At 63.6% G+C, this 24,526-nt stretch carries 22 protein-coding genes and 2 pseudogenes; 9 read left to right on the top strand and 15 right to left on the bottom strand.

The window, feature by feature from the left end; translation table 11 throughout:
- Window positions 1–10: 10 nt before the first annotated feature.
- The 7 genes from P5W99_RS34690 to P5W99_RS34660 all read right to left on the bottom strand — a co-directional run bounded on the left by P5W99_RS34690 (window position 11) and on the right by P5W99_RS34660 (window position 6,735).
- On the bottom strand, window positions 11–655 hold the full coding sequence (locus tag P5W99_RS34690; RefSeq protein WP_421028310.1) for an FMN-binding negative transcriptional regulator: 645 nt from the start codon (window positions 653–655) through the stop codon (window positions 11–13).
- Window positions 656–902: 247 nt separating this feature from the next.
- A complete protein-coding gene (locus P5W99_RS34685; RefSeq protein WP_421028309.1) occupies window positions 903–1,604 on the bottom strand; it encodes an ABC transporter ATP-binding protein in 702 nt (233 codons plus the stop codon).
- Window positions 1,597–2,337, bottom strand: a complete 741-nt coding sequence (locus P5W99_RS34680; RefSeq protein ID WP_421028308.1) for an ABC transporter ATP-binding protein — start codon at window positions 2,335–2,337, stop codon at window positions 1,597–1,599. The genes P5W99_RS34685 and P5W99_RS34680 overlap by 8 nt, the downstream gene beginning before the upstream one ends.
- Window positions 2,324–3,337: a branched-chain amino acid ABC transporter permease gene (locus tag P5W99_RS34675; protein ID WP_421028307.1), complete on the bottom strand. Its 1,014-nt coding sequence runs from the start codon at window positions 3,335–3,337 to the stop codon at window positions 2,324–2,326. Before P5W99_RS34675 ends, P5W99_RS34680 begins: the two co-directional genes overlap by 14 nt.
- Window positions 3,338–3,342: 5 nt before the next feature.
- On the bottom strand, window positions 3,343–4,215 hold the full coding sequence (locus P5W99_RS34670) for a branched-chain amino acid ABC transporter permease (RefSeq protein WP_421028306.1): 873 nt from the start codon (window positions 4,213–4,215) through the stop codon (window positions 3,343–3,345).
- A 46-nt stretch (window positions 4,216–4,261) separates the two neighbouring features.
- On the bottom strand, window positions 4,262–5,485 hold the full coding sequence (locus P5W99_RS34665) for an ABC transporter substrate-binding protein (RefSeq protein WP_421028305.1): 1,224 nt from the start codon (window positions 5,483–5,485) through the stop codon (window positions 4,262–4,264).
- Window positions 5,486–5,547: 62 nt separating this feature from the next.
- Window positions 5,548–6,735 carry an ABC transporter substrate-binding protein gene (locus P5W99_RS34660; protein WP_421028304.1) on the bottom strand — a complete coding sequence of 396 codons (1,188 nt, stop codon included), beginning with the start codon at window positions 6,733–6,735 and terminating at the stop codon, window positions 5,548–5,550.
- A 615-nt stretch (window positions 6,736–7,350) separates the two neighbouring features.
- On the opposite strand from P5W99_RS34660, the gene P5W99_RS34655 reads away from it, so the two are divergent.
- The 7 genes from P5W99_RS34655 (at window position 7,351) to P5W99_RS34625 (ending at window position 14,327) form a co-directional block, all read left to right on the top strand.
- Complete coding sequence (locus tag P5W99_RS34655; protein ID WP_421028303.1) at window positions 7,351–8,403, top strand: acyl-CoA dehydrogenase family protein; 1,053 nt, start codon at window positions 7,351–7,353, stop codon at window positions 8,401–8,403.
- Between the two features lie 146 nt (window positions 8,404–8,549).
- Window positions 8,550–8,927 (top strand): hypothetical protein, encoded by a 378-nt coding sequence (locus P5W99_RS34650; protein ID WP_421028302.1) that lies wholly within the window; start codon window positions 8,550–8,552, stop codon window positions 8,925–8,927.
- Between the two features lie 20 nt (window positions 8,928–8,947).
- On the top strand, window positions 8,948–9,577 hold the full coding sequence (locus P5W99_RS34645) for a hypothetical protein (RefSeq protein ID WP_421028301.1): 630 nt from the start codon (window positions 8,948–8,950) through the stop codon (window positions 9,575–9,577).
- Between the two features lie 409 nt (window positions 9,578–9,986).
- Window positions 9,987–10,877 carry an amino acid ABC transporter substrate-binding protein gene (locus P5W99_RS34640; protein WP_421028300.1) on the top strand — a complete coding sequence of 297 codons (891 nt, stop codon included), beginning with the start codon at window positions 9,987–9,989 and terminating at the stop codon, window positions 10,875–10,877.
- A gap of 143 nt (window positions 10,878–11,020) precedes the next feature.
- The gene (locus P5W99_RS34635) at window positions 11,021–13,399 is read left to right on the top strand and encodes a plasma-membrane proton-efflux P-type ATPase (RefSeq protein ID WP_421028299.1); all 2,379 of its coding nucleotides are present in this window, start codon (window positions 11,021–11,023) and stop codon (window positions 13,397–13,399) included.
- A gap of 153 nt (window positions 13,400–13,552) precedes the next feature.
- Entirely contained in the window at window positions 13,553–13,879 is a 327-nt protein-coding gene (locus P5W99_RS34630; protein ID WP_421028298.1) for a DUF4148 domain-containing protein, read from the top strand.
- 91 nt (window positions 13,880–13,970) lie between these two features.
- Complete coding sequence (locus tag P5W99_RS34625; RefSeq protein WP_421028297.1) at window positions 13,971–14,327, top strand: STAS/SEC14 domain-containing protein; 357 nt, start codon at window positions 13,971–13,973, stop codon at window positions 14,325–14,327.
- Between the two features lie 36 nt (window positions 14,328–14,363).
- Here the strand turns inward: P5W99_RS34625 and P5W99_RS34620 are convergent.
- Window positions 14,364–14,795 (bottom strand): annotated as a pseudogene (locus P5W99_RS34620) (MBL fold metallo-hydrolase); the annotation flags it as partial.
- A gap of 1 nt (window position 14,796) precedes the next feature.
- Here P5W99_RS34620 and P5W99_RS34615 point away from each other — a divergent pair.
- Window positions 14,797–15,498 (top strand): annotated as a pseudogene (locus tag P5W99_RS34615) (LysR substrate-binding domain-containing protein); the annotation flags it as partial.
- Window positions 15,499–15,517: 19 nt separating this feature from the next.
- Here P5W99_RS34615 and P5W99_RS34610 read toward each other — a convergent pair.
- The 7 genes from P5W99_RS34610 to P5W99_RS34580 all read right to left on the bottom strand — a co-directional run bounded on the left by P5W99_RS34610 (window position 15,518) and on the right by P5W99_RS34580 (window position 23,587).
- Window positions 15,518–16,642, bottom strand: a complete 1,125-nt coding sequence (locus P5W99_RS34610) for a cupin domain-containing protein (RefSeq protein WP_421028296.1) — start codon at window positions 16,640–16,642, stop codon at window positions 15,518–15,520.
- A gap of 23 nt (window positions 16,643–16,665) precedes the next feature.
- Complete coding sequence (ltaE, locus tag P5W99_RS34605; protein ID WP_421028295.1) at window positions 16,666–17,670, bottom strand: low-specificity L-threonine aldolase; 1,005 nt, start codon at window positions 17,668–17,670, stop codon at window positions 16,666–16,668.
- Between the two features lie 16 nt (window positions 17,671–17,686).
- Window positions 17,687–19,090 (bottom strand): amino acid permease, encoded by a 1,404-nt coding sequence (locus P5W99_RS34600; protein ID WP_421028294.1) that lies wholly within the window; start codon window positions 19,088–19,090, stop codon window positions 17,687–17,689.
- 37 nt (window positions 19,091–19,127) lie between these two features.
- Window positions 19,128–20,267, bottom strand: coding sequence for an aminotransferase class V-fold PLP-dependent enzyme (locus P5W99_RS34595; RefSeq protein ID WP_421028293.1), 1,140 nt, complete (start codon window positions 20,265–20,267; stop codon window positions 19,128–19,130).
- A gap of 46 nt (window positions 20,268–20,313) precedes the next feature.
- Complete coding sequence (locus tag P5W99_RS34590) at window positions 20,314–21,384, bottom strand: porin (protein ID WP_421028292.1); 1,071 nt, start codon at window positions 21,382–21,384, stop codon at window positions 20,314–20,316.
- A 120-nt stretch (window positions 21,385–21,504) separates the two neighbouring features.
- Window positions 21,505–22,665: a pyridoxal phosphate-dependent aminotransferase gene (locus P5W99_RS34585; protein WP_421028291.1), complete on the bottom strand. Its 1,161-nt coding sequence runs from the start codon at window positions 22,663–22,665 to the stop codon at window positions 21,505–21,507.
- 28 nt (window positions 22,666–22,693) lie between these two features.
- On the bottom strand, window positions 22,694–23,587 hold the full coding sequence (locus P5W99_RS34580) for an HpcH/HpaI aldolase family protein (RefSeq protein WP_421028290.1): 894 nt from the start codon (window positions 23,585–23,587) through the stop codon (window positions 22,694–22,696).
- 190 nt (window positions 23,588–23,777) lie between these two features.
- On the opposite strand from P5W99_RS34580, the gene P5W99_RS34575 reads away from it, so the two are divergent.
- Window positions 23,778–24,473, top strand: a complete 696-nt coding sequence (locus tag P5W99_RS34575; protein ID WP_421028289.1) for a GntR family transcriptional regulator — start codon at window positions 23,778–23,780, stop codon at window positions 24,471–24,473.
- Window positions 24,474–24,526 lie beyond the last annotated feature (53 nt).

Here is a 24,526-nt window from a genome sequence, read left to right as displayed (position 1 = left end):
CGCGCGCGCTTCAGCCCTGCCCGGCCTTGTGCGTGGCAATTTCGAGCATCTGCAGGCCCAGGTCGTCGTGGCCGCGCGCCACGAGCGCATCGCCTGCGCCGTGTATGTCGCGCGCGTCCTTGTTCTGTCCGAGCTTGCGCTTGCCCACGAGGCGCGTGATCTCGATCTCCAGCCCCACAATGGCCTTGAGCATGGTGTCGAGATAGTCCTGCGGCGCATCACCCATTTTCCAGGGCCTGGCCTCGTTCGCCTCGTGGGTGCGCGTGAGGCGCGCCACCACGCCGCGCACGAATTTTTCGTCGTCACGAATGCGGATGCGGCCATGCGCGTGCACCACGACATAGTTCCAGGTGGGCACCTGGCGGTGCGTCTCGTGTTTGCTCGGGTACCAGGTGGGCGAAACATAGGCGTCGCCGGCGCGAAAGATGGCTAGCACTTCGCCGCCGTCGGCCACTTCCTGCCAGAGCGGATTCGCGCGCGCGACATGCGCGTGCAGCGTGCCGAGCGCGCCTTCATTGGCAAGGAGTTCGAACGGAATGTGATTGGCGTCCAGGCCGTTTGCGCCGTGCGTGACGAGCGTGCCGAACGGATGCTGCGCGATGAGCGCGTGCAGGACCTCGGTGCGGGACTCGTCGAAATGGGCTGGGACGTACATGGCGGCTCCACGGGTGGGCGGGCGCTAACGGTGTGCCGACCCGCGCGCCCTGCGAGAATAATCCATCTATTGTCGCGCCAAACCGGCCCGTGCTGTAGAGCCAGCGCGGGCCATCTTCGAGGGACCAGCCGCAGACTTCATGCCGCTAGCGTTCGCCACGGCGCACCATGAAGCGGCCGATATCCCGCTTCCCTTGACGATATCTGGAATTGACCGCGCATCCCGGTTTTGCACCCGCCCGGAACCCTCAGCGCGCAAAGTACCTGTCGTGCAGCGCCTCGACATCCACCTCGTTCGCGCGCGCCGCGAACGTAACCTTGCCGCCCTGCATCAGGTAGACCTGATTCGCCAGCCGCAACGCCATATGGGTGTTCTGCTCGACCAGCACGATCGTGCGGCCCGCCGCCTTCAGCCGTTCGAGGATCGCGAACACCTCCTGCACCATCACGGGCGCGAGCCCGAGCGATGGCTCGTCGATCAGCATCAGTTGCGGCGCGGACATCAGGCCGCGCCCGAGCGCGAGCATCTGCGCCTGGCCGCCCGAGAGCGTGCCCGCAGGCAACGCGCGGCGCTCCTTGAGCAGCGGAAAAAGCGCGTAGACCTCCTCGATCTGCCGGGCGGCCCCGGCGCGGCGCGTCTTCGCGAATGCGCCCAGCATGAGGTTCTCCTCGATCGACATATCGCGGAAGATCATGCGGCCCTCGGGCACCATCGCAATGCCGCGCTGCGCCATCTGCCACGTGGGCACACCCCCAAGCGGTGCGCCGTCAAACAGGATCTGCCCGTGCTCGACCGGCACGAGCCCCATGATCGCGCGCAGCAGCGTGGTCTTGCCCGCACCGTTCGGGCCGACGATGGTGGTCACCTCGCCGCTCGCCACGTTCAGCGATACGTCCCATAGCACGTTGATCGCGCCGTAGCCCGCGCGCACTTTGACGATGTCAAGCATGGGCCGCCTCCCCGGTGTAGCTGCGCACGACCTCCGGATCTCGGAACACCTCGGCGGGCGGCCCGTCGGCGATCAGCTTGCCGAAGTTGAGCACAGCCACGCGGCGGCACAGGTTCATCACCGTCTCGATGTCGTGCTCGATGATCAGGATGCCTACCTGATAGCGCTCATGCACGTCGATCAGTGTCTTCATGAAGCGCCGCTTGGTTGCCGTCTCCAGGCCGCCCAGCACTTCGTCGAGCAGAAGCAGCCTGGGATTGGTCGCTAGCGCCTTCGCTACTTCGAGCGCCTTGAGCTCGGTGAGCGCCAGTTCGGTCGCCGCGTTGCGCTGCGCCTTGCCGGCGAGGCCCATGAATTCGAGAATCTCGTCGATGCGCGCGTCGTCCACGTGGCCGGCGCCAAAGCGCTGCGAGACCACGAGGTTCTCGCGCACCGTGAGTTCGTGCAGGGGCTGCGGCACCTGGAAGGTGCGCCCGATGCCCATGCGCGCACGCCGGTACAGCGGCGTCTTGAGCAGGTCCACGTCCGCGAAGCGGATCGAGCCGCTGGTGGGACGCACGAGCCCGGAGACCGCGTTGAACAGCGTGGTCTTGCCCGCGCCGTTCGGGCCGACGAGGCCCACCACGTCGTGCGTGTCGAGCGTGAGCGAAACGCCGCTCACCGCCGTGATGCCACCAAAGCGAATCGACACGTCCTGCAGTTGCAGCGCAGTCTTGCCTTCAGCCTGCTGCATAGACACCTCGCCGGGTACGTTTCAGGCGCAGCGCGGTCAGCCCCGCCGGGCTCACGATGATCATCGCCACGAGCAGCATGCCAAGTACAATCTGATGCCCGGTGGGCAACAGGCTCTTGAGCACCAGTTGATCGATCAGATACACCGACACCGCGCCCACCAGCGGCCCGAGTATGGTGCGATAGCCGCCGCAGATCGCCGCGATGATGGGCACCACGGCCCAGCTCGCGTTGAAGGCATAGTCGGGTTCGAGAAAGTTGATGTAGTGCGCGTTGAAAGCGCCCACGAGGCCCGTCATGAGCGCGGAGAGCATCAGCATCGCGAGTTTGAGCATCACGCTGTTCACGCCCACCACGCGCGTGGCGTCTTCCGATTCGTGCATCGCGCGCAGCGCGAGCCCCACGTTGGAGCCGCGCAGCTTTGCATAGATCAGTGCGAAGACCAGCACGATCGTCAGGATGATCAGATAACCGCCGACCTTGCTGCCGAAGTCGAAGCCCGCGACTTCAGGCAACGATGGAATGCTGGAGAGGCCGCTCGCACCGCCCGTGAGGCCGGACCATTCGGTCGCGACGATGCGGAAGATTTGCGCATACGCGAGAATGGCCAGCGCGAAGTACGGCCCCCGCAGGCGCAATGCCGGCGCCATGGCAAGCGAGGCGATAACCGCGCCCACGCCGCCCGCCGCGATTGCCGCGAATACGGGCCAGCCCGCCTTCAGCGTGAGCAGCGCCGAGATATAGGAGCCCACGCCGAAGAATGCGCTGTGCCCGAAGCTCACCATGCCGCCGAGGTTGCCGAGCAAGGCCCACGCGAGCGCGATGGCCGCGATCGTGAGCGAGGCCACGGCCAGGCTCATCAGGTAGAGGTTGTGCCCCAGCGCGAGCGGCACGGCCACATAGAGCAGCGCCAGCGTCATGGCCAGCGCGACAAGACGCGCGGCGGGCCTGGAGGCGCGTGCCGCCTGCGGTTTCGACGCCAGTTTGGACATGGTGGTCATCGGCCTCACCCTCTTCTCTTCGCCACGCCGAACAGGCCGTTGGGCAGCACGTACAGCACGATCAGGAACAGCAGCATGCCGGCCAGTTCCTGCAATGCGGAGCTCGCGAGCGTGACGGTCAGCGCCTCGGTAATGCCTAGCAGCATCGCGCCCGCCAGCACGCCAGGTATCGAGCCCACGCCCGCGAGCACCGTGATGATGAACGCCTTCACGGTGAGCGCCTCGCCAATCGAAGGCTGCACGGCGCTCGACGCATAGATAGACACGCCCGCGCACGAGGCCAGCACGCCCGCCACGATGAACGAGACCAGCTCGGTCTTGCGAGGATCGATGCCCATGAGGCGCGCGGCGTCGCGGTTGCTCGAGATCGCGCGCACCGCGCGCCCATACCACGAGCGCGAGAGCCACCACCAGAGCGCGAGCATCAGCACGACGCTGATGCCGAACGACAGCACTTCGCTGCGCATCGCAAGCAGATTGCCTAGCATCACGCTGTCTTGCAGCCAGGGGTTGCCGGTCGAGCGCACGTCGGCGCCCCAGCCCAGCAGCACCGCGTTGGTGAGCACGATGCCGATGCCGTAGGTGAGGATCAGCGAGTTCAGCTCCCGGTCGCTCTTGATGCGGCTCACCAGATGCCACGCGGCCACCGCGGCCGCGCATACCACCGGAATCGCCGCTGGAATTGCGAACACGGGGTTGAGGTTCAGGCGCGTCTCGAACGTATAGGCGATATAGGCCGCCAGCAGCACGAATTCGCCATGCGCGAGATTGATGACGCGCATCGAGCCGAACACGAGGGCAAGCCCGAGCGCGACAAGTGCATACGCACCGCCCACGAGCACCCCCGAGTACAGCGATTGCAATACGAGTTCGCTCATCGCGACCTCCTCTTTCAAATCCGCGATTGCGAAAAAAGCGGCGCGCTCACCATGGCAGCGCCGGATAGTTGAGCTTGCCCGTAGCGTGCTCCTTCGGCCACACGATCACGATGCGTTCGCCCTGAATCTGCGCCACGTAGTTCACGAACGAGGGGTTGTCGCCATTCGCCGCGAAGCTCACCTTGCCGATCAGCGTGTCCTGCGGTTTCGCGCGCAGTTCCGCGGCAATGCCGTCTTTCTTGAGCGTGCCGGCGTCGGCGGCGCGCGCCATCGCGTTGAAGAGCAGCGTCGATTGCACGAAGGCGAACTCGGCGGCGTAGTCCGGTTCCTTCTTGTACGCGGTCACGAAGGCGTCGACGAAGGCCTTGCCCTCGGCGCTCGCGAACTGCACCGGATACGGCAACATCGCGCAGCCGATCACGTTGTTCACGAGGTCGGGAAACTCGGCGGCCATCTTCGGCGTGGCAAGCGACCATGTGCCCATCACCGCCTTCAGTTGCGGCTTGAGAACCTTCGCCGCGCGCAGGATGCCGATATAGTCGTTTTCGTAGCCGATCATCAGCATGACTTCGGGCTTGTCCTGCAAGCGGATCTTGTTCACGAGCGGCTTGAAGTCCGTCATGGTGGGATCGAACGCATGCACCGTGACCGTCACGCCCTTAGCGCGCAGCTTCGTGGAGACGTCGTTGCTCAGGTCGGTGGTCGCCTGCTTTGTCGAGGCGACGATCGACACCGACTTCACGCCCATCGCATCCAGCTGCGCCAGCACGGCCTTCGAATAGCCCGATGCGGGGCCCACCCGAAAGAAGCGCTTGAGACCGCGCGAGGTGATCGCACTGTCGACGGCGCCCGAGGTGATGTAGACGAGACCGGCCTTGTCGGCGGCTTCCGAAGCCGGGCTCACGGCGTTCGAGCCGTAGCCGCCGGTAATCGCCAGCACGCCTTGCGAAGCGAGCTTCTCCACGGCGGAGACGGCCTTGGCCGGCTGCGCTTCGTCGTCGATCACGGTGAGCGCGATTTTGTGCTGGCCGTTGCTGCGATTGAACAGGTCGGCCGCAACCTTGATGCCTTCGAGCTGCGCGGTGCCCGCGCGCGCCATGGCTCCCGTGAGCGGCAACTCGACGCCCACCGGCAACACGTCGGCGAACGCGGACGGTGTGCCGGCTAGCAGCGCGAGCGCACATGCGCCAAGGTTGATCATTGCGCGTGCGAACTCGCGCCCTTTGCCGCGCCCGGCGTTGTTCGTGTTGCGAGAAGTGCTGCGGGACATCGAGTTCTCCAAACCGGTTTTATGGCGTTTTTTATAGCGTTATTGCGCGAGAACGCGCGGGCTCACCACGGCACGCCCGGATAGACGGGTTTCGCGGTGGCGTACTGTGCCGGCCAGACGAGCGCGAGCTGACCGTTGGCAGCGAACTGGCCCATGTGCGCGACGTAGTGCGGGTTGTCGCCGCGCGCATCGAAGCTCACCTTGCCGATGAAGGTGTCGTCGCGTTGCGTGGCGCGCAGGGTGTCGGCAAGGCCGCCCTTGTCGAGCGTGCCCGCCTTCTGCGCGCTGGCGACAGCGTCGAACAGCAGTTGCGCGTAGACGAACGAGGTTTGCGACTGATAGTTCGAAACGGTCTTGAAGAGCCGCTGATAGGTGTCCGAGAAGTCGCGCTGATCCGCCGAGCGATAGTCGGCGGGTGAGGCAAGCACCGTCGCGCCGTACACGTTGGGCACGAGTTCGGGAAACGACTGCGCCAACTTCGGGCTCGCGAAGGCCCACGGCGCCGCAATCGCCTTGACCTCGGGCTTGAGCACGCGCGAGGCGCGCAGAATGCCCACGTAGTCGTTCTCGTAGCCGAGCATGGCCATGGCGTCGGGCTTGTCCTGCAGCTTCACCTTGTTGATGAGAGGCTTGAAGTCGCGAATGGAAGGGTCGTAGGCATGCAGGTACGTCGTCACGCCCTTGGCCTTGAGCGCCGCATCCAGTTGGCGCGCGAGGTCGCTAGTCGCGTCCTTGGTCGAGTAGACGATGGCCACCGACTTCACACCGAGCGTCTCGAAGAGTCCCGCCATGCCCTTCGTATAACCGGGCGTGTTGCTCACGCGAAAGAAGTTCTTGAGACCGCGCGTGACCATGTCGTCGCTGGTGCCGCCCGAGGTCACGTAGACGAGCCCTGCCTTGCTCGCGGCCTCGGAGGCCGGGCCCGCGCAATTCGAGTTCGCCGCGCCCGCGATGGCGACCATGTGCTGCGAGGCAAGCTGTTCGACCGCCGCTACGGCCTTGGCGGGGTTCGACTCGTCGTCGATGGTGACCAGCGTGATCTTGTCCTGAGGATGACGCCGGTTGAACATGTCGGCGGCCACCTGAATGCCGCGGTACATCTCCGTGCCGGCCTGCGCGAGCGGCCCGGTGAGCGGCAGTTCGACGCCCACTTTCCATTCGGAGGCGTGGGCCTGAGCCGGGGCGAAGAGGCCGCTCAGTGCGGCGAGTGCGGCGAATGCCTGCGCGACGCGCGGCTTCAATCGAGTCATGTCTCCTCCGGTGCCTCGAGGGCTTTTGTGTGAAGGCTTATCGTATCTTTTTATTTCGCATATCGAATCATTATTCGGTGGCCTCGGTCCAACGGGCCGACTGGCACACCGGGCTTGCCACTATCGAACAGGTGCCAGTGTGGTCGAGCGCCGCCACGCTAACAATTAGTTTTCGGGAAAGCCGGCGTTCGGCTCGGTGGAAGTCGGCAATTGCCCCTAGGTGCGCGCCTGAGGGTGGCCGTTGCGCCCGACAGCCAAGGGAAAACCCTCGGCCGCGTTCGGCGCTCGCATCGACGCCGCCGATCAATTGCATACGCAACTACTGCACGCACATCACGTCATTTCCAATTTCGAAATGAACTGATGCGCGAATCGGAACGGCCTGCGCGTATACCCCGAAGCTTCGCTGCCGCGCCCGAATTCCCTTGCGAATCAATGAGAATTCGTCGTCCCAGCAATGAAGCAAGGCCTTAAACAAAGCATCAATCGCGGCAGCGCCGATTTTTTCCGGTTGCTTCGCCTTGACCGCGATCCTAGAATCGGACGGACTCGGGCAGCGCTCGCGAGCCTCCCGCAAAAAAATGCTGGAACGACGCCAACCCAGGGGAGATGCAAATGGACGACATGCTGACCGCTTCGGCGCAAGCGGTGCTCGCCAGCCTCTGCACGCCGCAATTCGTGCGCGGCGTGGAGGCGGCGCACAACCGCCGCGCGGGTCGCGAACTCTGGCGGCAACTCGAAACACTCGGACTGCTGGACGCGCTCGTGCCCAAGGCGCAAGGCGGCGCCGACTTGCCGCTCGCCGAGGCGGCTGGCGTGCTGTTCGCGTTCGGCCAGCACGCCTTGCCGTTGCCCGCCGCGCACACGATGCTCGCGCGCCATCTGCTGGCTGCCGCACAGGTGGACGCGCCACGCGGCCCGATCGCGCTGGCGATTGCCGACTCCACGCAACGCATGGCCTTCGTGCCCTATGGACAAGTGGCCGACGCGGTCGTGGTCGAGACTGCGGCAGGCGTGTATCTCGTCTCGCTCGACACAGCCTGCGTGGAGAAACACGGCGACGGACTGGACGCGACTGTGCGCTTCGATACGCGCACGGCACGTACGCTGCCCGCGCGCGGCATCGCCGAGTTGGGCGCGCTTGTGACGGCCGCCACAATGGCGGGCGCGATGCAGCGCGTGCTCGACATCACGGCCGACTATGTAAACGCGCGCGAGCGGGTTGACGAAACATCCGGCAAATCCGGCAAAGTCGAAGCGGCGCAGCAGCAACTGAGCGCGATGGCGGGGCACGTTGCCGCCACGCGCTCGGCTGCGCAGATGGGCTGTGCCGCGCATCGCAGCGGGCAGCAGCGCCTCGCCACCGCGATTGCCAAGGCGCGCGCAAGCCGAGCGGCGCCGCTGGTCGCGAACGGCGCGCATGGGCTGCTGGGCGCGATGGGCATTGCCGCGAAGTTCGATCTGCAGCTTTATACGCGGCGCTTGCATGCGCAGCGCCTGCAATATGGTTCGGAATCCTTCTGGGATGAGATTGTGAGTGCGCAGGCGGTTGATCGCTGCGAAGATGCATCGGGTATTTTCGATGCGCTCGATGAAGCGGCTACGCCGTTGGCGCTTTCGAGAACGCTTTCATCGAATCGCCCGCAACAGGATCTGTCTGCGCGGTAGTCATACGAATGCGGCTCCGCAGTCCATAACGCCACGACGTCGGTTCCGAAATGGCGCGGATTTTGGCTTCAGGCACGGCACCATCGCCGATGGCCGGCCGCCCGCAGACATGCTAGGCTTTCCTCCAAACAACTCCGGAGACTGCGATGCCGTTCATCTGTGAAAACGTTGAATGTCGTGCCGTGCTGGCTCGTGGGCAGGTCCGACTCAGTCGTGACGACGAGGCGTGGTTTTTCTACTGCCCGGACTGTAACGCGAGGAACGAGTTAAACAATATCGGGGCGCCCGGAGCCCCTGTACAGTTGGTTCAGCCGGAAAGACCCGGCCTTCCGCACAAGGTGGTTGCGACAGCACGACCATTGGAGGACGGCAGGTACGCGGCGCAGCTGCGCGTTCAAAGAGCACTCGGCATCAACGGAACCTACGCGGTCGAGGAGCACTGGGAGCAGCTCGGTGTATTCCTCAACGCGCAAGAGGCCGTAGCGCACGCAAATTCTTTCGCAGCTGAGCTGCTGAAGGCCTAGGCGTCCCTGGCTTTCACGGCATGCGCCAGCAACACGCATTCGCCCTGGCTCCGGCCTCGCCGGCCGATCCAGGCGCGTTGCGTTTGCCTCCCGCGATCTTGCTGGCGTGCTTCAGGTTTCCCCGCTGGGAGAAGACCATGCAACCTGGAATGATGGCGGCACTATGCGGCTTGCTTTTCGCTTCCACGACCGCCATTGCGCAAGATACGCATATCGCCGCATTCGATGCACCAGCGAGCGGAAACAAGTACACGCAACAGTATGTCCTCGACGTCGGTGACGTGCCCGGCCACAAACTGCGGCTATACGAGCTGGTGCGCAATTACGGCGGCAAAGACCAGACAATCGAAGGCATCGTTCTGAAAGAAGCCGTCATCCGCGCCACCAGCGATCTGACCGATCTGAACGGCCTGGGACGCAGCTATGTCGAATACCGAATGGAGAACGGCGACAAGATTTTTGCGCGTGGATATTTCCTCAATCACAAGCTGCCAGACAGCAACCGTCTGAAGAACCTCACAGAGTTGGATATCACCGGCGGTACCGGCAAGTTCCGCGGTATTCGCGGCATCGTGCGCGCAGAGACAACCTCCGACTCCAAGACCTTCAACCAGAACCATACCGAGTTCGAATACTGGTTCGAGAAGTAGCCGCTAGGCTGCCTCGAGTTCGCGAACGCCTTGGTGAATCCGATTTCTGCTCCAGATTCGAGCAGCCGCGCATCATTCTGCGGCTGCTAAGGTTCGACAACGCTCGACGATAGTTCCGGCAAAAATCCGACGATGTCCATGGGGACGCCGCACGATCGCCCGTGGATTTCCGAACACCTTCCCATTTCGCGATGCCTTGAATGGCCGGCGGCAAAGACGGCTTTACAACGGGAAAGAAGCCATTGACCTGAATCAATCGGATACCGTCAATGGGACCTTATGGTGGGTTACGAGCCGAATCGACTGCTGCTCGATGGGGCGCGGAGCGCGTTCGTCCCGCCTGCCGAGCCGCTACGATTCGTACGAAGAACGCACCACCAAGCGCTCATATCGCGACCCGGGAGGCATCATGATCCATCAACCCATTGCGGCGCTCGCCGCAGCGTTTGTCGGCCTTGCCGCATTGACGGCCGCTCAGGCCCAGACATTGGACAAGATTGCGCGAACCAATCAGATCGTCGTTTCGTATCGGGAATCCGCGGTCCCCTTCAGTTATCTGCTGACGCCGCATAAGGCGGTTGGATTTTCGGTGGATGTGACCGAAGCCATTGTCGATGACGTCCGAAAGACACTTCGAAAGCCGGACCTGCGCACCGTCTACATGCCCGTTACCGGGCAAAACCGGATTCCGTTGCTCGTCAACGGCACCGTTGATCTGGAGTGCGGATCGACGACAAATACATCGACGCGCGGCAAGGACGTCGCGTTTTCGATCAACTACTTCTATGCCGGCACGCGACTGATGGCCAAACGTGAATCACACATCGGTGACTACGCGGGTCTCGCACACAAGGTCGTCGCGACCGTCGGCGGCAGCACCAATGAGACGGTCTTGCGCCGCCAACTCAACACGCAGCGCATCGAAGCGGACGTGGTGCTCGCAAAGGATTACGCCGAAGCGCTGCAGGACGTTGCGAACAATAGAGCGGCGGCGCTCGCACTCGACGACGTTCTGCTTTATGGGCTACGTGCGAACGCAAGCGACCCGGATACGTGGGAAGTCGCCGGCGAGGCGCTGCAGATCGAGCCATACGCGTGTATGGTGCGAAAGGATGATCCGGCGTTCAAACGGCTCGTCGACGGCACGCTGACCCGGCTGATGAAGAGCGGCGAGTTCACGCGCCTGTACGCAAAGTGGTTCGAATCGCCGATTCCACCGCGCGGCGCAAACCTCAAAATGCCGATGAGCGCTGCGCTGAAGGCAAACCTGAACGCGCGCAGCGATCGCCCCGCACAATGACAGATCGCGCGCGTCTTCACTTCGCGCAGAACAGGCGCAAATGACCGCAAGTGGCTGGCGTCGCGATATGCCTCGAGGGTGCCCGGCGCATGTCGCGCCCGCACCGGACAGCGCACCCCAACCATCGCTGACCAGGCATCACGATGACAATCGCCGCCGGACCTCGCGCTGACGCCGCCGAAGCCCTGCCGACCACCGACCGTGCGACGGGACTTGCGTCGGCCGAGGCGCAACGCCGCCTGCAATTATTCGGCGTCAATGCCATCGAAGAGGTTCGCACGCCGCGATGGCGCCAGCTTCTCGGCAAGCTCTGGGGCCCCGTGCCGTGGATGCTCGAAGCGGTAATCGCGCTGCAGGTGATGCTTCATCGTGGCCAGGAGGCGCTGGTTATCCTGTTTCTGCTCGCTTTCAACGCCCTCGTTGCCTTCGTACAGGAGCAGCGCGCGCAGGACGCACTGACTTTGCTGCGCCGGCAATTGCAGGTCAACGCGCGCGTGCTGCGCGACGCGCATTGGAGCCGTCGTCCCGCCGCGCAACTGGTTCCCGGAGATGTGGTGCGCGTGCGGGCGGGCGATATCATCCCCGCAGATCTCGCGTTGTTCGATGGAGCCGTGACGCTGGATCAGTCGGCCCTGACCGGTGAGTCTCTCGCCGTCGACGCCGGTCCCGGGCAGCCCGCGTACACCGGTTCGATCGTGCATCAGGGCGAAGCCAGCGGCGAAGTGATTGCCACCGGCTCGCGAACCTGCTTCGGGCGGACCGCGGAACTCGTGCGCACGTCCAGCGCGCCCAGCCATATGCAACGCACGATTTTCTCGATCGTCAAGCGCCTCGTCGCTTTCGACCTCGTGCTCGTGGTGCTGGTCGTCCTTTACGCCGTCACGCATGGTCTGCCGTTGGGCGATACCGTGGTGTTCGCATTGCTGCTGCTCGTCGCGTCCGTTCCGGTCGCCTTGCCGGCGACCTACACCCTGGCCACGGCTATCGCGAGCACACGCCTTTCAAAACAGGGGGCTCTCGTCACGAGGCTGCCTGCGGTAGAGGAAGCTGCAGCCATGGACACCCTTCTATCCGACAAGACCGGTACATTGACGCAGAACGCCCTGTCTGTCGTCGGGGTCGAGGCATTGGCTGACGCCGACGAGGGCGCCGTCTTGCGCGCTGCAGCAATGGCGAGCGACGATGCATCGCAGGATCCGCTCGATCTCGCGATCCTTTTTGCCCATCGCAAAAGCGCGCAGACTGCCCCGGTGCCCGCGCGCGCGCATTTTCAGCCCTTCGATCCGGCAAGCCGATTCAGCGAAGGCATCTACGTCGTCGATGGGCAGGAGTGGCATGCCCTGAAAGGCGCGACCAGCGCAGTATTCGAACATTGCGGTGCCAGCGCGGCGCAACGCCAGGCCGCGCAAGACACCGGAAGGGAGTTGGCCGCTGGAGGCGCGCGCGTGCTCGCGGTTGCGGCGGGTCCAGTGGGCGCGATCCGGCCTGTAGGCCTGATCGGCCTCTCCGATCCGCCTCGGGAGGACGCTGCCGAACTCATCGCCAAACTAGGCCAGCTTGGCGTGAGAGTCTGCATGGCCACCGGAGACGCGCTGGAGACCGCGCGGGCCATCGGACAACGACTTGGGCTGGGCACGCGTATCTGCGTTCCGCGCGAAGACGACCTGCGACATCCCGAAAAATGCGACATCTTCGCCCGCGTGCTGCCTGAAGAGAAGCATGCCATCATCCGCGCGCTGCAACGGGCAGGACACATCACGGGAATGACCGGCGACGGCGTCAATGACGCGCCCGCGCTACGGCAGGCCGAACTCGGGATCGCCGTGGCCAGTGCCACGGATGTGGCCAAGGCCGCAGCGGGCGTTGTGCTGACCGATCCGGGTCTGAGCGGTGTCCTGACCGTGGTCGGCACAGGGCGCGAAGTGCACCGGCGCATGCTTACGTATGTTCTCAACAAAATCGTCAAGACACTTGAGATCGTCGTTTTCCTCACACTGGGTCTCTGGCTCACCAAAGGCTTCGTGATCTCGCCGCGGCTGATCGTGTTGCTGCTGTTCGCCAATGACTTCGTCACGATGAGCATCGCAGCCGACCGCGTCCGACCGGCGACCCAGCCCCAGCGCTGGCGAGTCGGCCAGCTTGTCGGCGCCTCAGCCGTGCTCGCAGCCGTTTCGCTTGTGTTCACGCTATCGCTGTATGGCGTGGCGCGCACCCAGTTTGGGCTGAGTGCCGGGCAAATGCAGACAATCGTGTTCCTGCTGCTGGTATTCACGACGCAGGCCAATGTTTATGTGCTCCGCAACGACGGGCGAATGTGGGCGTTCGCTCCCGGGACGCTCATGGCGTGTGCGAGCGCCATCGACGTCGTCCTGGTGAGTTCGATGGCCGTAACCGGAACGCTGATGGCAGCCGTCCGACCGGAACTCGTTGGAGCCTTGATCTGTGCCGTCGTCCTGTTCGCTGTCCTTCTCGATCGGATCAAGAGTGTCGTGTTTCGGCGTTTCATGTTCAGCGGCGCGTAAATGACGCTCGCACGTCATGGAGCCCGGCGGACACCTCCAGCCGTCTAACGTCTACATAGCGCCTACAATTTGTGAAAGAACGCACAACGCTGGATCCGGCCGGACGCACGCCACCGCCTGGCGCCAGCGCGTTCAATGCAAAGGACACGCGCCATGAGAAAGCCGCATCCGCCAGGAATACGCTCCGCACTTCTTGCCGCGCTGGTGCTTCTGCTCGCCGGTTGTGTCTACAGCGGCATGCCGCCGCCTTATGCCGGCCCGCACCTCAGTCCAACGGAGTGCCGCGACCTTGCATCGCTGAAGAGCAACGCGCCGCCTACGATGGCGCAACACCAAAGCGAACTCTCGGCCCTGAGGAAAGCGGGTTACGACCCGTCGCCCTGGTTCGACGACCCGTACTATCCGGATGATCTACAAGCGGCGCAGCGCCTGGTTGACTATTGGTTCCAGACAGAGTGCCCGCACCTTCAACCCGGCTGAGAACCGCATGGGAAAGGGGTACCATGAAGACGTTATCGAACGCGAGGCGCATTCGTGCCTGAGCCGCACTCTCCCAAGCGAGGAGTCCACCATGATCCTGTATCACACCACCTCAGATTCCCCGGTCGTCGAAATAACCGTCGAAGGTAAAATCACCGACCACGAATTGCGCGAAACCATCGAGCGCATGCGCAGCGATATCGAACTGAACGGCAAGACCCGCGTGCTCGAACGCATCGAGCATTTCAGCGGCATCGAGCCGAAGGCGCTGTGGACCGACATGACGCTCGGTGTCCCCCTCGCCCGCAAGATCACGCGCGCTGCCGTGGTGGCCGACGCCGGCTGGATTCGTGCATCGATGCATTTGGCGCGGTTCTTCACGAAGGCTGAAATCAAGGCCTTCCACGTCAACGAGCTGGAACAGGCGCGGGCCTGGATCACCGCCTGATCAGGCGGTGGTCACGGCATCGCCGTGCGCGTCGCTTCAGGCATCTGTTTCGTAATGCAGACCGTATTCGCCCGTCGTTCGCTTTATTCGCGCGAAACCGGGCACCCCCAAATGCATGCCAGCGATCAAAAGCCCGTCCGCGCTGACCCGCTCCAGAAGCCGTGACCGTGTAGTGGCCGCGAGCGACGGGTTTTGATCGAATGCGATCGATACGTCTGGCCGTTTAATCTGGATGTGAGGAAAGTGAACGATATCCCCCCAGACAAGCACGCCCTGATCGCGTGATTCAAGGAGGTATCCGGTGTGACCGTCCGTATGCCCCGGCAACGGCACCGCGCTGATACCGGGGAGCACGTCCCCCTCAGCGATAGTACGAAGCTTGTCCCTGTAGCTATCGAACACCTGGCGCGCGATCAGGAAATTTCCGCGTGCCCGTTCGCTGGCACGCGCCAGATTTCCGTCATCTTGCTACGCGGCGCAGGTTCGCGAGATACTCGAACGGCTGGAACGCGACAGCCTGTATCTGATGGGGCAGCCCGTTGAAGGCGCGAGCATCGATATCGCCGCCATTCCGACCTTTGCCACCCGTTGGCTTATCCCTCGGCTCAAGCGTTTTCAGACTCGGCATCCGAACATCACCGTGCATATCGCCGAGCGCATGGAGCCGTTCGTTCTTGCGGGTAGCGGTTTCGACGCAGCCATCCATTTTGAGCACCCCGCGTGGGCCGGGATGCATCGATATCGGCTGCGGGAGGAGGTGCTGGTGCCCGTCTGCAGTCCGGCGCTGCTCGAAGACGCCGGTGCAGACGCATCGCTGGATGATCTGCCACGTCTGCACCGGCGACAGAATCCGGACGCCTGGCAGCGTTATGCCCAGGAGTGCGGCATCGCGCTGACCAACTCGGCGGTTGGCGCACGCTATGACCTCCATGCCATGCTGATCGAGGCGGCGCTAGCCGGCTTGGGTGTTGCGCTGGTGCCGCGTCTTTACGTCGGAACGGAGCTCGAACAAGGCCGTTTGGTCGCGCCCTGGCCCGACGGTAAAGGGGTAGTCAAAAACTTCTGCCTCGTTCTTCCTGAATCCATCGAATCGAGTGCAGGGCCGCTCCAGGCATTTGCGAACTGGATTTTTGACGAAGCCAGAGGCCCGGCGCCTGAAAGCAGCGCCTGAGCACATCACGAGATCGATATCAATCGCCGATCAAAAACTGGTCTGGCAGCGTAATTTCAAGCAACTGGAGATCATCCGAGTAGTGCTCGAATGCATACCGCGCATGACCGGGGATCGTGACGCTCGCATCCGATGCGAGCGTATAACGGTCGCCGTCCACGACGACATCGAGCCGCCCCGACAGCACATAGAAAAAGCACAGTTCGGTGTTGTGCGTCTGCGTCCGGCGCCTCGCCTCTCCGGCAGGCCGCACGACGCGAACCCCGGCTACGCCTTCGGTAGCCGCGCCAATCCCCGTATCCGCCGCCTCAAAACCCGCGATGCGCCACGGCGCCCACTTTGCCGACGCCGCCACGTGACGCACGAAGCGCTGGCCATTGAAATCCCGCACGGGATGCGTCGCCGGTGTCGGCAGCACCATTTCATGGTCGACCACGGTGATGTGCTCAGCCGGACTGCTGAGTTCGACGACCTCCGCCCCAGCCGAGCTTGCCAGCACGCGATGCCGAATGGTCGGCGGCTGCAGCACGCAGTCTCCCGCGTGCATTTCAAATGGCTCGCCCTGCCCCTCATAGACGACGCGCACCCAGCCCTTCCGGCAAAAGATCGTCTGGAACCGAACCTTGTGAAAGTGCGTGTAGTCGGGAACCGGTCCGCCATCGAGAATACGAATGTGCGATGCGATAAACGCGCCACCATGCCTGGCCGGCAGCAGATCGCGATAACGAAGCCCGGCCCGCCCGACGTTCCACTGCGCGTCTTCATCCAGATGCGACACCGCGAGTTCCTGAATTGTCTCTGGCTGACGAAGTGGTGGATCGTTTGCTTCGAGGCGAATGCGCACCCCGTTCGGCGCAACCAGTTCTCGCGCGCCGGACGATAGCTGGTCAGGATCGTCACACAACACTCGCAACTCTTTGACGCCGTTGGCGAGGCCTACGCCAAGACGAATCGACAGGCCATGCCCGGAGAGCATCGCGGTTGAAGGGTTATCGGCTGGAAAGATGGCGTCGATCCGCAGCCCAAGCGTTCTCTTGAGGAATTCAAGGGTGGGATTCAACTCGTCGCATGCCATCAGTACCTGGCATCGACGCATGCCGGAAATGGGCTGCCGGGTGGATAACAGATCGTCGGTTTTGCTCATGACAACGCTCCGGGGAATGGAGATCAGCGCTTGAAATACTGCTTGACCGCATTAACGAACACGCCAATGTCCGCGCGTGAAACGTCCAGATGCGTGACGAAACGGGAACCATATAACACCTGGGTGAGAATGCCGCGTTCCCGGAGCCACGCTTCGAGCGGTGCGCAATGCGGCTGCGGGAATTGTGCAAAAACCATATTGGTGGCGTGCGACAAAACCTTTACCCGATCGATCTGCGCGAGCCCTTCGGCAAGCCAGGCCGCGTTGTCGTGATCTTCGGCGAGGCGTTCGAAGTTGTGTTCGAGCGCGTAAAGACACGCTGCTGCGAGTACGCCCGACTGCCGCATGCCGCCACCCAACATCTTGCGCCAGCGGCGCGCCGCCTCGATCACCGCCTTGCTGCCGACCAGCACCGAGCCCACGGGCGCACCGAGTCCCTTCGAAAAACACATCGACACCGAATCGAACGGGGCGCACAGCGCCGCGAGCGACTGCTTCGAAGCAACAGCGGCATTGCAGACACGCGCCCCGTCGAGATGCGTCGACAGCCCGCGCTCGCGCGCGAGTTGCGTGGCCTCGGCGACATACCCCCCGGGCAGCACTTTTCCCCCAGTGGTGTTTTCCAGTGCGAGCAAGCGTGTTCGCGCGTAGTGGATGTCGACCGGCTTGATGGCCGCAGCGATCTTCTCGAGCGGCAGCGAGCCATCGGCTGCGTTTTCGATGGGCTGCGGCTGGATGCTCCCCAGCACGGCCGCGCCGCCGCCCTCGTCCCGGTAGGCGTGCGCGGCCTGGCCGACGATGAATTCGTCGCCGCGCCCGCAATGCGCCATCAGCGCAGCCAGATTGCTCTGCGTGCCGGTCGGGAGGAACAGTCCCGCCTCCTTGCCCGTGCGCTCGGCGACAGTCGCCTGCAAACGAAGCACGGTAGGATCGTCGCCCCAGACATCGTCGCCCACTTGCGCAGCGGCCATGGCGGCCAGCATGCCCCGGCGCGGACGGGTCACGGTATCACTACGCAGATCGATCATGTGGTCGTCTCCCGGATCAGGCGCTGGCGCCGTTGGCGACCACCGACTGCGCCAGCCGTTTGCGGTAGACGAAGTACACGATGGAAACGGCGATCAGCCACGGCACGCCAACGATCCACGAGATGTTCCAGAACTCGGTATCGAGTCCCATCGTGATCAAGATCGCGCTCAGCAATGCAATGCCGGTGATCTGCGCGATCGGGAACAGCGGCATGCGAACCGGCAGCGTGCGGCCTTTCCATGCCTGGCGAAAGCGCAGGTGTGTGGCCAGAATCACGATCCACACGAAGATGCCGCCAAACAAGGCAATACCGAACAGATAGTTGTACGCGAGCGGGCTGAAGAACGACACCGCGGCGGCGGCCAGCACGCCGGCGCCCGAAATCAGCGTGGCGACGAGCGGCGTGCCGTTCGCAGTCAGCGCGCCGATCCAGCGCGGTGCATAGCCGCCGCGCGCGAGCGAGAACAACGTGCGCGAGGACAGGTAGATGTTGGTGTTCATGCTCGAGAGCGCCGCCGTGATCACCACGAAGTTCATCAGCCCCGCCGCGTGCGCAATGCCTGCGTGCGCGAAGAGCTTCACGAACGGGCTTTGCTGGACCACCTTCGCACCGGCTTCCGTCCACGGGAGATAAGCCACCATGATGCCGAGCGCGAGAATATAGAAGAGCGTGAGGCGCAACACCATCGAGCGCAACGCATGCGGAATGGCGCGCGTCGGATCTTTCGCTTCGCCCGAGGTCACGGCCACGATTTCGACGCCGTAGAACGAGAAGATCGCCATGAGCACGCCCATCCAGACGCCGCTGAAGCCATGCGGCATGAATCCGCCCGGCAAACCGGTCAGGTTGTGCAGGCCGACGCCGGGCGACCCCGTGCCGATGCCGAACACATGCGCGAGGCCTACCACGATGAAGCCGAGGATCGCCACCACCTTGATCAGCGCGAACCAGTACTCGAACGAACCGAAGTTGCTCACCGAGCGGCAGTTCACGTAGATCAGCGCAATGCCGAACGCGATGGACCACAGCCACACGGGAATGCCCGGAAACCAGAAGCCCATGTAAAGGCCCACTGCAATGGCCTCGCCGCCGACCGCAACCACTTCGATGACCCAATAGGTATAGCGCACGACAAACCCGGCCCAGCGGCTCAGGTACATCTCGGCGTAGGTGCCGAACGAGCCCGCGGTCGGATGCGCAACGGCCATCTCCGCGAGGCTGAACACCATGATCACGGCGATCAGCGCGGCGATCGCGTAGCTGATCAGCACGCCGGGGCCCGCGTAGCCGATTGCAATGCCGCTGCCCATGAAGAGGCCCGTGCCAATGGCCCCGCCGATGCCGATCATCGAAATTTGCCGCTGCGTCAGGGCTTTGTGCAAGCCCTTCTCACGCGCGGTAATGTTTGTCTCGTCCATGTCGTTATTTCCTTGTCGAATGTATTTCGCAAGCAGATCAGGCTTCCGGTAGCAGCGCCGACAACGTGTCGAGCACGGCATGCGTCGTCAGCGCGCCCGGCGACATGCGCACGGTGCTGCCGCGCGTATCCACGAGCACGCCGTGCTTCGCCAGCGTGGCCTCCAGTTCGTGCGGATCGACGTGCGCGGGAAGATCGGCCATCACGCTGCCGCCGCGCTGCGCATCGTCGCGCGGCGATCGCACCGCATAGCCTTTGGCGTCGGCCAGCGCAATCAACCGATGCGACAGCGCAAGGTTGTGCTCGCGCATGCCGATGGCGTCGGGCGAGAGCCGCCACGCGAGGCCAGGCCCCGACGCGACAAACGGCAGGAACGACGGCGTGCCGCCATCGAAACGCCGCGCATCGGGCGCCAGCGAAAAGCGCGAGAGATCCCAGTTGAAGGGATCGGGCTGGCTGAACCAGCCCTGCACGAGCGGCGCCATATCGCTGTCGATCAGCTTCGGATCGAGGTACGCGAGCCCGGTGCCCGGTGCGCCGCACAACCATTTGAGCGTGGTCGTCGCGACAAAATCGACGGCCGGTTGCATGACGTCGAAATCGAGAATGCCCGCGCCCTGCGTGATGTCGACCGCAATCAGGCTGCCCTGCGCGCGACCGTGCGCGGCCAGGCGCTTGACGTCGGCGCGCTTCGAAGCAGTCGACGTGACCCAGGTGATGACGGCCAGCGCCACGTCTTCCTGCCAATGGGCAATGAATTCGTCGTCGGTCATGTAGGCCGCGTCCGGCGCGAGCGGCACCGTATCGAGCGTGAAGCCCAGCACCGGTTCGAGCCCGCGCAGCATGTAATGCAGGCTCGGGAAGCAATCCGCGGAGATCAGTACGCGACGTCCAGCCAGACGTTTGCGCCCGAGCGCGCCGACGAAGCGCGCAAATGCATCGGTGACGTTCTCCGATGCAAACACGGCGTGGGCCGGCGCATTGACCAGCGTGGCCCATTGATCGAGCACCTGCCGCCGGGCGGCAAGGCCGTAGTCCCAGCGTTGCAGGTCCGGGCGGCACCAGCTCGATGCAAACGTGTCGAGCGCGGCGCGTACCGCGTCCTCCTGCCCGGGAAACATGCCGACCGAGTGATACAGCAGCCACCCAGAGCGATCGGTATCGGCGGGATGATTCATGAATTGGGTTCCTTTCAGTATGACCGGCGTCGTGACGCGCTGCGCGTCAGAACATGTGGCGGATGCCCACCGCGACGCCGGTCTGGTTGCTCTTGCCCGGCAGCTCCGTGTACGCGCCGCCCGAAACGTGGTTGTAGTCGACCGTGCCGTAAACCTGCGTGGCCTTCGACAGCGAATATTCGGCCAGCAGCACGCCCGTGTAACGCTCGCCGTTGTTGGCCGCGTAGCCGTTGAGGTTGTGCATGTCGTCGTAGTAGAACGCGCCCGTGAGCGCCAGCGCGGGTGTCGCCTGATAAGTCGCGCCCGTATAGAGCGTCATGTCGCGACGCTGATTGGCCGACGGCGAGCCGGTGATAACGGTGCGGCTCGGGTCGTTGAGCGCCTCGTCGACGGTACCCGTGCCGTCCTGCCCGCCCAGGTACCCCGCGAACAGCGTCGCCGGACCGGCGGCATACTTCACGCCTACACCCCACATGCGCTGGATGTTGTTGCTGAGATCGCGCGTTTGCTGATACGTGCCGCCAAAGCTCGCCGGACCGAGGTCATACGAGGCGCGCACGCTCCACGACGAATTCTTGCTCAGGCTGCCGGGCTGCTGGCCAAACCCATAGGTTGCGCCGAGATGGAGGCCGCCGAATTGCCCGGTGTAGGTCGCGGCGCTGTCGATGCGGCCTACCGTCATGAAGAACGGCCATGAGTTCGCCGTATAGTTGCCGACGGTCAGCGGATCGAAGTCGCCGAAGAAGTTGAAGGCCTCTGTCCCCTGGCGGCCGAACGTGACGGTGCCGTACTGGCTTTCCAGACCCACGTACGCGTAGCGGCCAAACAGACGCCCGCCCTGATTGAGCTTGCCGGTCTGCGGATCGAAACCGCTTTCGAGCCGGAACACCGCCTTCATGCCTGCGCCCAGGTCCTCGTCCCCTTTCAGGCCCCAGCGGCTATTCGTGATCGCGCCATTAGTCAGTTGTACCTGGTTGTCGTTAGCCGCGTTCGAATTGTTGGTGAAACGAATGCTCTGATCGACAATGCCGTACAGGGTGACGGAGCTTTGCGCGAAAGCGCTGCCCGTCAGACCAATTCCCAGCATGGCTATCGCGGCGTGAAGTTTGCGTTGCATGATTTTGCTTTGTCTCCTCGTGGGATGAATAATGGTTCTCCGGTTAGCCTCCGGAGTGGGCCCTTCGAAATCCTGGCTCGAACAGTCCTCTCAGGGCTGAGCGGAGCCGCTCAGGGGCGCTCAGGTTCCCTTACGCAATAGTGTTTCGAGCCGGTCCATCGCTTCGATCAGGCTGGCGTCGCTGCGCGCGTAGCACAGGCGAATCTGATGCGCCGACTCCGCACCGAACGCGATGCCCGGCGCGAGCCCCACGCCGGCCTCGTGCACGGCGCGTTTGCAGAATTCGAGCGTGTCGGTGACGCCGTCGATACTGAACATGAGATAGAACGACGCGCTGGCCGGGACCACATGCAGACCGTCGATCGCGCGCAGGCGATCGAGCGCGATCTGCCGGCCGCCGCGGCAGCGCGCCACAAACGCTTCGACAATCGCCTCGCCTTCATTGAGGGCCGCTGCCGCGCCCGCCTGCAGAAACGCCTGGCCGCCGCTGGTGTTGAACTGGACGAGCTTCTCGAACGTACCGAGCATCGCACGCGGATACACGAGCCATCCCATGCGCCAGCCGGTCATGAGCCAAGCCTTGGAGAAGCTGTTGATCACGAAGACCGGGTCGTCCGGCGAGGCGATTTCCAGCAGCGAAGGCGCATAGGTCCGGTCGTACACGATGCGCTGGTACACCTCGTCCGCGAGGATCGCGATGCCGCGCGAACGCGCGAATTCGAGTAGTTGCCGCTGCCGGCCGGCTTCCATCGTCCAGCCTGTCGGGTTGCCTGGCGAGGCATAGTAAATGGCCCGGGTGCGTGCATCGCAGGCGTCGAAGAGTTGCTGCAGGTCGAGATGCCACCCGTCGTCGCCGTAACCGAGCGGCACGCTGCGCACGTCGCCGCCGGCAATCGTGACGGCGCGCAGAATGTTGGGCCACGACGGCGTCACGCACACGACGTTGTCGCCCGGCTCGATGATCGCTTGCGCCACGAGCGTGACGGCATTCATGCCGCCGCACGTGACGGAAATGCGCTCGTCTTCGATGGCGATGCCGCAAAGCCGCGCGTAATATGCGCGGATCGCATCGCGCAACTCGGCAATGCCGCGATTAGGCGAGTAGAACGTGTGCCCCGCCGCCAGCGCACGACTGGCGGCATCGCAAAACGGTTGCGGTGTCGGCAGGTCGCTCTCTCCGGCCCACAGGCCTATGACGTCATTGCGGCCGATCCCCAGGCGCCAGACATCGATGATCGGCGAATCCGGCATCGCTGCGATTGCTCGTCTCGTGATATCCATCGCGTCCTCTCGTTCCTTTGGAGTCCGATCAAAATGAAAAGCGCGTGCCTTGCGTCGAACCGCGCGCATCGTCCTTCGCTTCTTCTCGCACCTGGAGAAAGCCTTGCTTCACCACGTCGATGTCGTTGGCGCTCACGGCCATCCGGCATCCGCGCTCGAATGCCTGATGTACGGCGCGCGTGTTGCCCGTGAAGATGCCGCACGGCAAACCGTTTTCCGAGGCAGCACGCACAACGCGCTCGCAATCGCGGTCGATCACCTGGCTATCGACGGTGCCGCGTGACATGGCCAGGTCGCCGGTGCCGATGAACAGATAGTCGACGCCCGGGGTCGCGGCAATAGCCTCGACGTTTTCCACGCCCTCGGCCGTTTCAATCATCAGACCAATCGCTACTTCGCGATCCGCGTCCCGCATTGCCTCGAACCCCGCCCTTAGCGGCCGCACGCCGCCGGCCGAGCGCTTCCCCACCGGCGGGTATCGTCCTGCCAATACTGCCCTGCGCGCGTCGTCCGCCGTTTCAATGAGCGGCACCAGCACCGAAGCCGCGCCGGCGTCGAGCGCTTGTGAGATGGCGCTGTGCGAGTTTTCCGCGCAGCGGGCAATCACCGGCACCCGCGTGCCCACCGCGCCAATGGCCGCTTCAAGCGTAGTGCGCTCCCACAAGCCGTGTTGAAGATCGATGACGATCGCGTCCGGATTTGCCTGAGCGGCAAACTCCACCATCGGCGCACTGCCCAGCGCCAGCCATATCAGACGAAGAGGATGTTCATCGGCCAGCAGTGGCTTCAGCGAGCGAAAAAGCATGGACTTACGCCTCGTTCCTGGAGTGGGCCGCCGAGCCCGAAAGGCCCGACTCGACAAAAAACTGAATTCAGTTTTTGGGATAGCGGGAACATTACTGTGGATATATTTTGATGTCAACGAACTGCCTCCAAAATTTCTTTCCGGCTCGCGTCAGAGCATTTTATTGCGAGGAATTCGGGGTTTTACCGAGATGGGTTTTCACCGATAGGCCGACAGGACTGGCGGCCCCGTGGCCGCCTTGACAATTCGCGCCCCGGCGGCCGAGAATGACTATCAAATTCAGAATTCAGTTTACGGAACGGCCGCCATGACGAGAGGGGTTACAAAGATTCCCAAAGCGCCGGTCAGAACCGCGCTCACGCAAACGACACTGACCGAGACCATCTACCAGGAAGTCCGCGCTCGGATGCAGCGCGGGGACGTTGGGCCGAACGATCGGATTCTCGACTACGAAATCGCCAACGAATTCGGCTGCACGCGCATGCCTGTTCGTCAGGCGCTCGTGCGCCTCGTCAACGAGGGTTTTCTGGTCGGCACCACGCGCGGTTTCGTCATCCCGAGGCTGACGAACAATGACGTCCATGAGATTTTCGAAGTCCGCAGGCTGCTTGAGCCGAGCGCCGCAGCGGGTGCAACCGCGGTGCTGACGGACGTGCAGGACGCTGCGTTAAAGCGCGCGTACCAGAAAGCCGTCCGAAGCTGCGAAAAGCGGGACGGCGCTGCGTTGATGGCAGCCAATGTGGAGTTTCGCGATGTCTGGCTCTCGGCCGTACAGAACAGTCGGCTACAGGACACGATTCGGCGGTTTACCGACCACGCGCAGCAAGTCAGATCGCTCACGCTGACCGACCCGTCGACGCAAAAGATTGCATTGGCAGGCATGCGCGAATTGCTGCAAGGCTTCCTCGAGCGCGATTCGAAGCGTGTGAGGGCCGCCATGCTCGAATTCATTCTCAATGCCGAGCAGCGCTATTTCGTGTCGGTGGACGGCCAGAATCCGTGATCGAGGCGGGGCGCGAGCACGCGTTGCCCGAGCCCCACTGAGCTGTCATTGCC

Source organism: Paraburkholderia sp. A3BS-1L, assembly GCF_051125215.1.
GTDB lineage: Bacteria > Pseudomonadota > Gammaproteobacteria > Burkholderiales > Burkholderiaceae > Paraburkholderia.
This window is presented reverse-complemented; position numbering and strand designations above follow the sequence as displayed.